Here is a 12,069-nt window from a genome sequence, read left to right as displayed (position 1 = left end):
AAGCTGCAATGCTTTGCTTTTCAGTTAACTTCTAGCCCATTCATCAATCATATTTAAAAAGTAGCTTTCAGACAAGCGCTTAATTTTAGCTCCTGCTCGATTATATTTCTGTGCTTGCTGCCACAAAAAATTATTTTTACTAAAAAATCCTTCATCTGCTAAAACTAAATAGTTCGTATCAGCTTGAACTGCAATTTGCCCTTGGCCACCCAAATTATTAACCATCTGGATAGCCTCAGACTTACTCATACTCATCTCGTCACTAAATACAATTTTTTTATTATTAATTGGAGGATGAATTCCTAGATCCGCTGGTGCCAATTTAGGTCCTAATAAATCAATATTTTTTAGCTTAGCTTGTGCCTTCATTAATAATTGATCAGTAAAGTGCATGCGAAAGTCATCATAAACTTTTTTGGTAGCAAGCGAATCAGCCAAACCGTGGTGCTCTTCAACTTCTGCAATTCCTGCTCGCTGCATACAATCTAGCAATCGATTACGTTTAAAGGGATAATAAACACGAGCTAAACGTAAAACATCAACATAATCATTATTGAGGCGCGGCAAGTTAAACTTTTGGGTTAAATCATACAGAAAATTTAAATCAAAATTAACATTGTAGCCCACAATAATGTCCTCACCAATAAATTGTCGAAATTCCGCCATCGCTGTCTTTACTGGTACACCTTTACTACATAGCAATTCTTCGGTAATTCCATTTAAATTAGTAATAAAAGTGGGCACATGATTAGACCGCGGATAAACCACTAATTGGCTAAATTGATTAACGACTTTGTTATTTCTAACTTTAATTGCCCCAAGTTCGGTTACATGATCACGGTATGGATTAAGCCCGGTGGTTTCAATATCTAGTAAAGTATAATCATCAATAAATGCTGGCTGTTCTTGCCCTTTAGCGCGCAATTTGTTTTGGGCATCTGAAACATGTAAAATACCATTCGCAATAAAGATACTCATTACTTGTTCCCCTCAATTAAAGCTTGAACTAAGCTAGCTGAATCAGTATTAACAGCGGCACTACGGTTTTGCAATGTTAACGGCAACATAGCTTGAGTATAATCTGCTGCAACATATGACCATTGCTTATATTCGTCCACTAAGTGGATAATTGGTTCAAATAATTGCGGACTTGTTTCATCAACGCCGAGCTCTAAAAAAACAGTTTTTGTAGCTTCATTCCCAGTTAAAAACCAACGAAAACGAGCGTTAGCATCACTATCAGGATAAAAATGTGAAGTAATTGGCAGATGAATTTCCAGCGGTTGACCACAAACAGCACACTTAGGTATAAGTTTTTCAATATCTGTTAAAACTGTAGTTGCCGCAATTTGGGTAGCAACTTTGGTCGCATTTTTTAAACCATGATTAATTCCACCAGAACACTGCATGTTAGTCCAATTACCAAAAATGTTAAAGATTCGATTTTGATTAAAACCCGCTTTTTCAAAAAAATTACCAAATGAAGCAGTAGCGATAAAGTACTTTTTCTTGTTCAGAAGCTCTTTTAATTGTTTCATTGTCGCACTGGGTTTATACATGAGCGAATACTTATTGATTAACTGACTCCAAATAAACCACTTTTCAGACCAGGCTAATTCCTTTAAATCTAATGCTGAACCAATTGAATGAACGTCATACTTTTTGGCAATTAACGGAAAGTCTTGGTCAAAGCTATCTTGTCCTAACAAATCCAGTCCTTCTAATTTAGCAAACTTATTTCCAGCAATAACAATTATTACTTCGGCCTCGTTAACTAGCTGTTGCGCTTTAATCAAATTTTCCATTCAGAGCTCTTTTCTATTTTTGCTTGTAATCAGTAAAAGAAACCTCACCATCTTCAATATCAGCTAAAAAGATATCACTAAAGTCCTGGTAGCCTGCTGCTTTAATCTTTCGTTTTAACCAAGCTTCATCCTTATTCAAAAATTCTAATGCATCTTCATTAACTTGGCCATCATTGATAAGCGGAAAATGAAGATTTTTTTCATCCTTTTTAATTACAGTAAGCTGTCCATTTTTTTCAAAGATACAGTTTTTAACCTTATCCACAGAATATATTCCTTGACTACGGAGCTTAAACATTAGCTCATTGGCAGATATTCCAACTGTCAAGCAGTTTTTAACCAGTACTTTGCCATTTTTGATGATTTGGATAGGTTTGCCATCAATTATTGTTCGCACAAAGTTACTATGCTCACGGGCAAATTTTAAAATAAAGACTACTAGTGTCCATACGATTAAAACTAATAAAAACTGCAATACACTAATATTGGCATTATAAATTACGCCACCAATAATGCCACCTAAAACATAATTCTGCAGTTGATCTAAGGCAGTAGTTGGAGCAATGTTACTTTTACCGAAAACATTAATTTGAAAGATTAATGTTACCACACCTAAAACAAATTTAATAAAAAGTTGCGTATAATCCATCCTGATTGCCTCCTAGTCTTTTATATTAACGTCGTGGTTAATTACATGAGCTTGTTTCAAAGAATATGTATTGTTATCATTATTCAGTTCTAACTGATAGTCAATATCTTTAGAATTAATTCTTACAATTATGCCATCTTGCAATGTTGTTGAATTTACCAAAACATCAGAAACAGCCACACCATTATCTTTAGCTACAGACTTAATGAATGGAGCAATTTGTTCCGACTGTGATTTAACTAAGTTAGTTTGTACGTATTCTTCATATTGAGTACCCACAAATAATAAGAGAAACAATAAAGCTATTATCCCCAAATCACGATAACGCGTATCAAAACGATGTCGCAAATAAAGTGCAGTAAAAGCAATTAAAGTAAGTGCTGCAATCGCAATCAACGCATATAAGATTGTTTTATTAGTATTTTGATTTTGTTCAATATACTTAAGCGTGTAAAAAACCATAATAATTCCACCTCTGCTAAAATTTTCTCTAGATAACTCCCAATAATACGCTTAAAACTAATCTTACTATTTAACCATCTCTAAAAGCCTATAGTTATTTAAGTTTGATTAGCCAAGTTAATAATCACATATAGTAATAGTATAACAAAAAGTGAGCAGACAGGTACTGCTCACTACTCAGAAATATTTAATTTTAATTACCAGCCTTAGTTGATGCGCCAGTATGACCATCTGCCTTTGAATTATTCCGGTAAGTTGCACCTGTATTTGTATCTTCATCAATCACTAATTTTTGACCAGTAGTTTCACAAAAGTATTTAACTAAAGGGTATATATCTTGTACCCATTCATAAATGCCAACGTAGTGTCCCTCATCATCCTCAACTCGCTTATAATAGTGCAAAATAAGTTCTTGTAAATTACCAGTCGGTACAGGCATATAGACCGCATCATGTCCAGCTTGTTTATGACGTAAAGCCTGAACTACTTTTTTAGCTGCGGGAATCACCTCACCAATATGCGGATGCACCGCGCCCATTGAACTCCCTACTTGTGCTGGTACTCGTTTAGCCTTCATCTTAGCCTGCTCATCAACTGGACGGTTATACCATAAAAATTGGTTGTTATCATCAACAAAAGTTAGTTCACCAATCGTATTCCGCAACATCCAATTAAGTTGATTAACTGTTAATAAACCACAATCAAGTTTGACGTAATCGTCACCACTTGCCGCATTAGTTTTTGCTGCTGCCTTTTCTAACCAATCTGGATCATCTTTATCAATTCCACTGACAGTATACCTACTCTTACCACTAGCCGCAAAATCTTCCTCTAAATATTCAGCTCTATCCATGTCTTTAAGCCATTTGGGTTCGGTCATTTTTTCCTTTTTCCTCCCGACAAGTAACTATTTTTTTAAAACAATTATAGCATGAAAGCGCTAATATATGGTATACATAGCAATTTAATTTGTAGCTTCGTGCTTTTTATCTTAATTATGATAAGCTTAAAAGTAAAATTATAAAAATAAAGGAGCAAACTATGAAAACTGGCACTAAAATTATTACGTTAGATAATGGCTATCACTTATGGACCAATACGCAAGGACAAGGCGATATTCATTTATTAGCTCTACATGGTGGACCGGGCGGTAATCACGAATATTGGGAAGACACGGCTGAGCAACTGAAAAAGCAGGGGCTTAATGTACAAGTTACAATGTATGATCAATTGGGCTCGCTTTACTCGGATCAACCAGATTATACAGACCCCAAAATTGCTAACAAATATTTAACTTATGAATATTTTTTAGATGAAGTAGAAGAAGTTCGCAACAAATTAGGCTTAGATAACTTCTACTTAATTGGTCAGAGTTGGGGCGGTTTGCTGGTTCAAGAATATGCAGTTAAGTATGGTAAACACTTGAAGGGAGCAATTATTTCGTCAATGGTCGATGAAATTGATGAATATGTTGCCGCTGTTAATCGCCGTCGTCAAGAAATTTTGCCCCAAACTGAAATTGACTTTATGCATGAATGTGAAGCTAGCAATGATTATGACAATCAACGTTACCAAGAAGATGTTAATATTCTTAATATTAATTTTGTTGATCGGCGGCAGCCATCAAAACTTTACCATTTACAAGATATTGGCGGTAGTGCTGTTTATAATGCTTTTCAAGGCGATAATGAATTTGTCATTACTGGAAAATTGAAAGACTGGCACTTTAGAAAGCAATTAAAAAATATTAAAGTACCAACTTTACTTACTTTTGGTGAGAATGAAACCATGCCAATTGCAACAGCCAAAATTATGCAAAAAGAAATTCCTAACGCCCAACTTGTAACTACGCCAGATGGTGGGCACCACCACATGGTTGATAATCCAGATGTTTATTACAAGCACCTGGCCGACTTTATCCGTGAAGTTGAAAGTAATCAGTTTTTAGGTAAATAAAATCAGTTAAAAAAACTCAATTCCGTCATTGCGAATTGAGTTCTTTTAATATGCTCTGACTACCATCTAAAACCTGATATTCACTAGCAGCCCAACCACAAGAATTAGTCCCGATATCGAGACCTAAAATATAATCATCATTTAATTTAGTCATTACAAGACTCCCTTCTAAAAATAGCAAATTCAAGTTATTGTTTTTATTATATTAACTCTAAAAGATAATATATTCACTATTAATTTTTGAAAAACGGCAACTATTTTTACTTTACTTGGATATTTGTTTGCAATCGTTTCCAAATTATTTAAGCAAATTTGTCGTATACTTAAGAAAGGAGGCAAATTATGAAACAAATTAAAATTGGTAATACGGAGTTTTCTAGTTCAGCGCTTGCACTAGGAATTATGCGGATGAACAAATTAAATATTGATAGCGCGGTCAAGACATTAGAAACAGCGCATGATGTTGGTATTAATTATATTGATTCAGCCGATGTTTATGGTCATGGAAAGTCGGAAACAGTTTTTGGAAATGCCTTAAAGAATTCTTCCCTTAAACGAGAAGATTTTTATATTCAATCAAAGACTGGTATTTATGAAGAGCCCACGCTTAATTACAAAACTACACGTTATGATTTCTCAAAAAACTACATTATAAAGTCAGTCGATGGCATTTTATCTAGAATGCAAATTGATTATTTAGACGGCTTACTTTTGCATCGTCCTGATGCCTTGATGGATCCTGCAGAAGTCGGGGCTGCATTTGACGAATTGCAACAAGATGGGAAAGTGCGTCATTTTGGAGTTTCAAATTTCAATCCCCGCCAAGTTGACTTATTACAAGCTGGTATCAGCCAAAAATTACTAATCAACCAATTACAATTCAGTATCATGCATACCGGACCGATTGATTTTAATATTCATACTAATATGACCGACAATCGCAGTATTGACCATGACCGCGGTATCTTTGATTATTCAAGACTGCATCAAATGACTATTCAAGCTTGGTCGCCCTTTCAATACGGTCAAATCGAGGGTAACTTTATTGGTAATCCAAAATTTCCGCAAGTTAATGATACCTTAGAGAAATTAGCCAAGTTAAAAGGGTGTTCTAAAAATGCAATTGCAGCCGCCTGGATTTTGCGCTATCCCGCTAATATTCAAGTAATTATTGGTACCATGACACCCGAACATATTATTGATAGTGCCAAGGGAGCCGATATTGAACTAAGTGCCCAAGAATGGTATGACCTTTATTTAGCTGCTGGCAACGATTTACCATAAATAATTTTTTAAAAAAGTCATAGTCAAATTCGACTATGACTTTTTTAGTAATCAAACATCATTATCATCTATTTAATATATTGCTTTAACAAATCATATAATAAAGAAATTTCATAATTTGAAATTGTGACGTTATATTTTAACTCAACTGGTTGGAAAATGGTACGCGTTATTTTAAAGAAAGCTTTTTCTTTTTCAGATTTAGGCTGAACCTCAATTACATTATTCCGCATGACAGCTCGTTCAATCATCAGGGCAACATGCATATAAAGATTCAATTTAATTTTGCCATCTAATTCCAAATTATAGAAATCTTCATATTTTTTATTAATTTCTTCAACCTCTTTTATTACTACACTTGGATTCAAGAAATTTAAGCGTTCAGCAATTCCTTCCTTAGAAAAGAAACACAATAATTTATTATTTAAATCTGTTAATTGTTGTTGGTTTAAATATGGTTGCAGCCAAAGTTTTAATTTTTTTTCACCACTAATCGCTAAAATATCGTATAAGTTCATATATTTAAACTTGATTTTTTCTGTTATATCAAAAGTGGTTAACAAAAATAATGTTTGCTCAAAATAAGCCCACTGCTTAGTAACAATTTTTTCCTTCAAGTCATTGTACCCTAAAGGAATTATTTTTATATCCGCTGGCAAATATTGTCGCAGAATTTCACTTATTTGTTCAGCAACTTTTAAACCAGAAATGCAAGATACCAGAATATTTTTTGTTTGGGAAAAACCATTATAGTACTTTACATTTATTTGGTATTCCCGTTCAGCACTACTGGCAATTCTAGTAAAATCTAAATTTTGCTTCATTTTAGAAGCTAAATCTAATGCGGTTACAGTTGTTAATTTATTAACTACCAGTAAATCACAATTTAAATTCGAACCAACTTCACTATATAACTTATTTAAAGAGCCCATATCGACCATTAAGACCAGGCCATTTATCGCATTATAATTTAAAACCAAGTTATTAATCGCATTAATCATGGTAGTTGTATCAGCATCAATTGCAACATCAATTGCATCAAAAATATAGTTACCACAAAGCGAATTAACAACTGCTTGAATACTGGTAGCTGTATTTTCACCATGACCAACTAACAGACCATGTAATTTAACATTTTCATCGATATATTCGCTTAATAGAATAGCAAATATATATGTTAGGCCTTGATGACTATCCTTATCTAAGATTGGCAATTTGCTATAAAAACTTCGAGCCACATGATATGCTCGTGGTAGTTTTTTGAGAACAACTGCTCTTAATTTCTCAATATCACAATCTGGTTTAAAATGATGCTCATATAAATAATAAATTGTTAATTCTAAATATGCAGCCTTAGCCAGCCCATATTTCTTTTCAATTATTTCAGCAAATAGTTGTTTATGTTGCACATGTAGTCCTGACGCTTGGGAACTTGTTTCATTTAGCTTGTTTATTGCTTCAATTCTTAAACGGCAATTACTTAAAGTGGTATCGGAAAATGCATTAATCACCTTTTTTAATTCTTGAGAAATATTGGTTAATTTTTTATTTAAGCTTTTACTTTCAGAATATCTAATAACAAGTGCAGGATCAACAACAATTGAACCATAGTTTTTAAATGGTGGTAAATAATCAAGAATAAGGTTCTTTAGCTTTAAATACATTGTATTCGAACTAAACCAATCATGATAAGCCGCCGAACATGACGCCCGAACTATATTCTTTATATAGCTAACATTATCTTTATGATTAATTTGTAATAGTGCTGAAACAACCTCTTCATCGACTACTATTTTCTTATTAATTCTCTGTCCTTCATCGTAAAAAAATGACCGTAATATTTCTAAGCGCTCATCAATTGGTCTTTTAGCATAATCAGGCAAATTAACCTGAACAGGTATTTTTCTTAAGAAAGAATGCAACAATACTCTTTCTGGATCTTTTGTTGTTGCCATTATTAAGCGAACATTAGATTTAACATGGTGAACATTATCGCCCACTTTATAAAATTGCCCAGAATCAATAAAATTTAGAATTTTTTCTTGATTAACATTGCTTAATCGATCAACTTGATCTAAAAATAAATAACCCCCATTTGCCTTTTCAATTAAACCTTTTGCTTGTGTAGCACTTGCTTTAGCAGACCCAAATAATAAAGTAGTAATTTGTTCAGGATTACCAGCATAACTAGCACAATTTAGGCATAAATATGGTGCATTAGCTTTGATACTTCCTACTTCTTTGGCATACGCGACCAATCTTTCAGCTAAATAACTTTTACCTACGCCAGTATTACCAGTAATTAATACATCTAAACCATTTGGTGGATAAATTACAGCAGCACATAACTGTTCTACTACTCTTTTTAATGATCCCTGACTACCGATAACACTGGCAAATGATAAATCAGTCGTTTTATTAATCGAATTTTTGCGCCATTTAACTGGTCGCTCTTTGATTTTTTGTATTCTATTTTCTTTGGCAAGTTGATTTAGATAATGGCTAACAACAGATCTAGATAAATTTAATTCTGCTGCCAGTTCACTAGTACTAATTACATCATTACCAGGTAAATTCTTTATCTTATTTAAAACTCTTTCTTCAGCCCAACTCATTATCCATCTCTCCAAAATTGTTCTCTTTATTTATAATTATAGCTAATTATAAATTTATTTTCTATACAATTTTGTGTTCTCGTCTAGGTTTGCATAATGAAATATGCTATACATGTATTATTTAAATAATATACTACAATTTGCTTTTTCTTATTATTTATTGACTTTAAAATATAAACATTAGGCTTGACAATATTCTAAAGTTATTTTATACTTTTCCTTAAAGTTGGAGGTATTTTTTAATGAAAATTAATTTAAATTGTAACTTACAGCTGAATAACCGTTATTACTTTAGCTATTTTAGATAAAGTTTGAATTCATCTAGATGAATTCAAACACAGTTCTAGTTTGAATTTATCTATGATGGCTAAAGCCCTTTTAATTACGGTTAGCCACATAACTTCTGAGTGGTTAGCCGCAATTGATTACTTAATAAAAGATAATTAATGTATACCCACTCGGAATTGGTGGGTATTTTTTATTGTTTTATTGTCTTATTTTTGATTATTATTCGGAGGAAATCAGATGAAATTTAAAAAAATAGTAGTAGGGATTAGTTTAGCCGGACTTCTACTCTTAGGTGGATGTAGCAAAAAAGCTCATAATCATTCACAAATTAAGCATGTTGGTGTACTACAAGTTGTTCAACATCCCTCGCTAGATAAAGCTTACAAAGGTTTCAAAAAAGGACTAAAAGAGGGCGGCTACACCGAGGGTAAAAATCTAAAAATTGATTATCAAAATGCACAAAATAGTCAAGATAATCTTAAAAGTATGAGTGAAAAATTGATTAATGACAAATCTGATTTAATTTTAGGAATTGCTACTCCAGCAGCACAAAGTATTGCCAATGCCACTGAAGATATCCCAACAGTTGTCACCGCAGTAACTGATTTAAAGGCAGCCAAACTAGTTAATTCTAATTCTAAGCCTGGCAGAAATGTTACTGGCACAACCGATATGGTTTCAATTGACAAACAAATTGAGCTATTACTATCAATTGTGCCTAAAGCTAAAACAATCGGAGTTATGTACAACGCTGGTGAATCAAATTCAAAAATTCAAGCTGATTTAGCCATTGCTGCCTTAAAGAAAGCTGGCGTTAAAGTTTTAGTTAAAACTGCTAATACTACTAACGATGTCCAACAAGTTACTGAAACATTAGCAAATAAAGTTCAAGGAATTTATGTTCCAACAGATAATACTTTTGCTTCTGCAGCTTCAATCATTGGTAAAGTAGTAAAAGAAAAAAAGATTCCACTCGTTGCCGGTTCGACTGATCAAATTAAGCATGGTGGCTTAGCTTCAATCGGTATTGACTATGAAGAATTAGGTAAGCAAACGGGAAAAATGGCAGCTAAAATTTTAGATGGTAAAGCCAAGCCAAGTGATATGCCAGTGGAAAAAGCCAATCAATTGAATTTAGTCGTTAATAAAGAAATGGCTAAAGCTTTAGGTATTAATCCTAAATCTATTAAAGCTCCCAAGTAATTAGGAAGGTAACGTGAACGTATAATTATGTTAAATACTTTTTGGGATTTATTTCTCTCATCCACCTCACAAGGTTTGCTCTGGTCATTAATGGCAGTTGGTGTTTATTTAACTTTTCGAATTTTAGATTTAGCTGATATGACGGCTGAAGGGAGTTTTCCCTTAGGCGGAGCAATCGCCACAATGTGTTTAATTAATGGGATTAACCCAATCTTAGCTACAATTGCTGCATTTGCTGGTGGGATGATTGCGGGTTTTGTCACAGGATTTTTAAATACTAAATTAAAAATTCCTTCCCTATTAGCAGGGATTATTACCATGACGGGGCTCTATTCTATCACTTCTCGCATAATGAACAATGCGGCCAATGTATCACTTTTAGGTAAAGAGACCCTCTTTACTATCGCCCAGAATTGGGGCCTATCTCGTAATAATGCTGTTATTGTTATAGGGCTAATTATCGCATTAATTATTATTAGCCTCTTAATTATCTTTTTCAAAACTGAGATTGGTCTTGCCATGCGGGCCACGGGTGATAACCCTGAAATGAGTGCAGCTAACGGGATTAAAACACAAAGAATGAAAATTTTAGGTTATATGATTTCCAATGGCTGTATTGCTCTTTCCGGTGCTCTTTTAGCTCAAAATAATGGCTTTGCCGACCTTAATTCAGGAGTTGGAACAATTGTTATTGGACTTGCTTCAATTATTATTGCTGAAGTTATTTTGCACCACTTGCCACTGGGAAAGCGGCTAATTACATTGGTTTTAGGTGCCATTATCTACCGCTTCATTTTAGCACTAGTCTTTCAAATGAATGTTGAACCTTCTGATGCCAAACTGGCCTCAGCATTGGTTTTAGTAATTTGCTTAATTTTGCCTAATTTTCACTTGCCACGCAATCTTAAGGGGGAAAAGAAAAATGCCTAAAGTATTACAAATTAAGAATCTTCATCAAACTTTTGGTCGTGGCACTGTAAATGAAAATCCGGTCTTACGTGGCGTTAATCTTGAATTGAATGCTGGTGATTTTGTAACTATCATTGGTAGTAATGGTGCTGGTAAGTCAACTTTACTAAACAGTATTGCTGGAACTATACCTGTGCAAGAGGGACAAATTATTCTAAATGATATTGACATCAGTAAGCTAACTGTAACTAAGCGTTCAAAAAATATTAGCCGTGTTTTTCAAGATCCCAAAATGGGGACAGCAGTTAGGTTAACGGTTGAAGAAAATCTCGCTTTGGCAATGAAACGGGGAAAACGTCGCGGTTTTCATAATGGAGTTAACAAGCGAGATCGTGAATTTTTTAAAACACAACTTGCACAACTTAATTTAAACCTTGAAAATCGACTCGAAACTGAAATTGGGTTACTTTCTGGGGGACAACGACAAGCCATTACCCTTTTAATGGCTACCCTGCAACGTCCTGATTTGATATTATTAGATGAACATACCGCGGCTCTTGATCCTAAGACTTCAATTACAGTCATGGAACTTACCAAAAAATTAATTAGCGAACAAAAATTAACTGCCTTTATGGTGACGCATAATATGGAAGATGCTATTCATTATGGCAATCGATTAGTCATGCTCCATGAAGGACGTGTAGCTTTAGACTTAGTTGGACCAGAAAAACAAAGTTTGACTGTTTCCAAATTAATGGACCTGTTCCAAAAGCAAGTTGGCTCTAAACTAGAAGATGATGCAATGTTACTTAGATAATAAACTTAGATAAAAAATAGCTCCTAAAAGTAATACTTTTAGGAGTTATTTTTTGTTGTTAAAGCTTTTATGGATGCCTTA

General features: G+C 33.8%; 12 protein-coding genes. 5 read left to right on the top strand and 7 right to left on the bottom strand.

The genetic code is table 11. The features are described 5' to 3' along the window. Positions 1-24 precede the first annotated feature (24 nt). The 5 genes from F5ESL0230_RS01170 to F5ESL0230_RS01150 all read right to left on the bottom strand — a co-directional run bounded on the left by F5ESL0230_RS01170 (position 25) and on the right by F5ESL0230_RS01150 (position 3,796). Positions 25-978, bottom strand: coding sequence for an exonuclease domain-containing protein (locus F5ESL0230_RS01170; RefSeq protein ID WP_122021262.1), 954 nt, complete (start codon positions 976-978; stop codon positions 25-27). Then, positions 978-1,805 (bottom strand): Sir2 family NAD-dependent protein deacetylase, encoded by an 828-nt coding sequence (locus F5ESL0230_RS01165; RefSeq protein WP_122021261.1) that lies wholly within the window; start codon positions 1,803-1,805, stop codon positions 978-980. The genes F5ESL0230_RS01170 and F5ESL0230_RS01165 overlap by 1 nt, the downstream gene beginning before the upstream one ends. Before the next feature lie 13 nt (positions 1,806-1,818). Continuing rightward, positions 1,819-2,454, bottom strand: a complete 636-nt coding sequence (locus tag F5ESL0230_RS01160; protein ID WP_199688754.1) for a DUF421 domain-containing protein — start codon at positions 2,452-2,454, stop codon at positions 1,819-1,821. A 12-nt stretch (positions 2,455-2,466) separates the two neighbouring features. Then, complete coding sequence (locus tag F5ESL0230_RS01155; RefSeq protein ID WP_118898278.1) at positions 2,467-2,916, bottom strand: DUF3290 domain-containing protein; 450 nt, start codon at positions 2,914-2,916, stop codon at positions 2,467-2,469. 193 nt (positions 2,917-3,109) lie between these two features. Continuing rightward, the gene (locus F5ESL0230_RS01150; protein WP_122021260.1) at positions 3,110-3,796 is read right to left on the bottom strand and encodes a PAS domain-containing protein; all 687 of its coding nucleotides are present in this window, start codon (positions 3,794-3,796) and stop codon (positions 3,110-3,112) included. A 161-nt stretch (positions 3,797-3,957) separates the two neighbouring features. On the opposite strand from F5ESL0230_RS01150, the gene F5ESL0230_RS01145 reads away from it, so the two are divergent. Beyond that, a complete protein-coding gene (locus F5ESL0230_RS01145) occupies positions 3,958-4,872 on the top strand; it encodes a proline-specific peptidase family protein (RefSeq protein ID WP_122021259.1) in 915 nt (304 codons plus the stop codon). A gap of 25 nt (positions 4,873-4,897) precedes the next feature. On the opposite strand, the gene F5ESL0230_RS08600 is transcribed toward F5ESL0230_RS01145, so the two are convergent. Continuing rightward, entirely contained in the window at positions 4,898-5,026 is a 129-nt protein-coding gene (locus tag F5ESL0230_RS08600) for a hypothetical protein (protein WP_255409251.1), read from the bottom strand. A 188-nt stretch (positions 5,027-5,214) separates the two neighbouring features. Here F5ESL0230_RS08600 and F5ESL0230_RS01140 point away from each other — a divergent pair, with 188 nt between their 5' ends. Beyond that, positions 5,215-6,156 (top strand): aldo/keto reductase family oxidoreductase, encoded by a 942-nt coding sequence (locus tag F5ESL0230_RS01140; RefSeq protein WP_122021258.1) that lies wholly within the window; start codon positions 5,215-5,217, stop codon positions 6,154-6,156. A 68-nt stretch (positions 6,157-6,224) separates the two neighbouring features. Here F5ESL0230_RS01140 and F5ESL0230_RS01135 read toward each other — a convergent pair whose 3' ends face one another. Next, positions 6,225-8,771 carry a sigma 54-interacting transcriptional regulator gene (locus F5ESL0230_RS01135; protein WP_122021257.1) on the bottom strand — a complete coding sequence of 849 codons (2,547 nt, stop codon included), beginning with the start codon at positions 8,769-8,771 and terminating at the stop codon, positions 6,225-6,227. Positions 8,772-9,296: 525 nt separating this feature from the next. Here F5ESL0230_RS01135 and F5ESL0230_RS01130 point away from each other — a divergent pair. The 3 genes from F5ESL0230_RS01130 to F5ESL0230_RS01120 are packed head-to-tail and all read left to right on the top strand — an operon-like array spanning position 9,297 to position 11,988. Further along, complete coding sequence (locus F5ESL0230_RS01130) at positions 9,297-10,262, top strand: ABC transporter substrate-binding protein (RefSeq protein WP_122021256.1); 966 nt, start codon at positions 9,297-9,299, stop codon at positions 10,260-10,262. A 27-nt stretch (positions 10,263-10,289) separates the two neighbouring features. Further along, positions 10,290-11,192: an ABC transporter permease gene (locus F5ESL0230_RS01125; RefSeq protein ID WP_122021255.1), complete on the top strand. Its 903-nt coding sequence runs from the start codon at positions 10,290-10,292 to the stop codon at positions 11,190-11,192. Continuing rightward, a complete protein-coding gene (locus F5ESL0230_RS01120) occupies positions 11,185-11,988 on the top strand; it encodes an ABC transporter ATP-binding protein (RefSeq protein WP_122021254.1) in 804 nt (267 codons plus the stop codon). The genes F5ESL0230_RS01125 and F5ESL0230_RS01120 overlap by 8 nt, the downstream gene beginning before the upstream one ends. The last annotated feature ends 81 nt before the right edge of the window (positions 11,989-12,069 follow it).

The sequence above is a fragment of the Lactobacillus sp. ESL0230 genome, assembly GCF_003692805.1.
In the GTDB taxonomy this organism is placed as follows: domain Bacteria; phylum Bacillota; class Bacilli; order Lactobacillales; family Lactobacillaceae; genus Lactobacillus; species Lactobacillus bombicola.
This window is presented reverse-complemented; position numbering and strand designations above follow the sequence as displayed.

Bases quoted from the DNA above. Each gene is read 5' to 3' on its own strand.
- F5ESL0230_RS01170 (WP_122021262.1), bottom strand. From the start codon at position 978: ATGAGTATCTTTATTGCGAATGGTATTTTACATGTTTCAGATGCCCAA.
- F5ESL0230_RS01165 (WP_122021261.1), bottom strand. From the start codon at position 1,805: ATGGAAAATTTGATTAAAGCGCAACAGCTAGTTAACGAGGCCGAAGTA.
- F5ESL0230_RS01160 (WP_199688754.1), bottom strand. From the start codon at position 2,454: ATGGATTATACGCAACTTTTTATTAAATTTGTTTTAGGTGTGGTAACA.
- F5ESL0230_RS01155 (WP_118898278.1), bottom strand. From the start codon at position 2,916: ATGGTTTTTTACACGCTTAAGTATATTGAACAAAATCAAAATACTAAT.
- F5ESL0230_RS01150 (WP_122021260.1), bottom strand. From the start codon at position 3,796: ATGACCGAACCCAAATGGCTTAAAGACATGGATAGAGCTGAATATTTA.
- F5ESL0230_RS01145 (WP_122021259.1), top strand. From the start codon at position 3,958: ATGAAAACTGGCACTAAAATTATTACGTTAGATAATGGCTATCACTTA.
- F5ESL0230_RS08600 (WP_255409251.1), bottom strand. From the start codon at position 5,026: ATGACTAAATTAAATGATGATTATATTTTAGGTCTCGATATCGGGACT.
- F5ESL0230_RS01140 (WP_122021258.1), top strand. From the start codon at position 5,215: ATGAAACAAATTAAAATTGGTAATACGGAGTTTTCTAGTTCAGCGCTT.
- F5ESL0230_RS01135 (WP_122021257.1), bottom strand. From the start codon at position 8,771: ATGAGTTGGGCTGAAGAAAGAGTTTTAAATAAGATAAAGAATTTACCT.
- F5ESL0230_RS01130 (WP_122021256.1), top strand. From the start codon at position 9,297: ATGAAATTTAAAAAAATAGTAGTAGGGATTAGTTTAGCCGGACTTCTA.
- F5ESL0230_RS01125 (WP_122021255.1), top strand. From the start codon at position 10,290: ATGTTAAATACTTTTTGGGATTTATTTCTCTCATCCACCTCACAAGGT.
- F5ESL0230_RS01120 (WP_122021254.1), top strand. From the start codon at position 11,185: ATGCCTAAAGTATTACAAATTAAGAATCTTCATCAAACTTTTGGTCGT.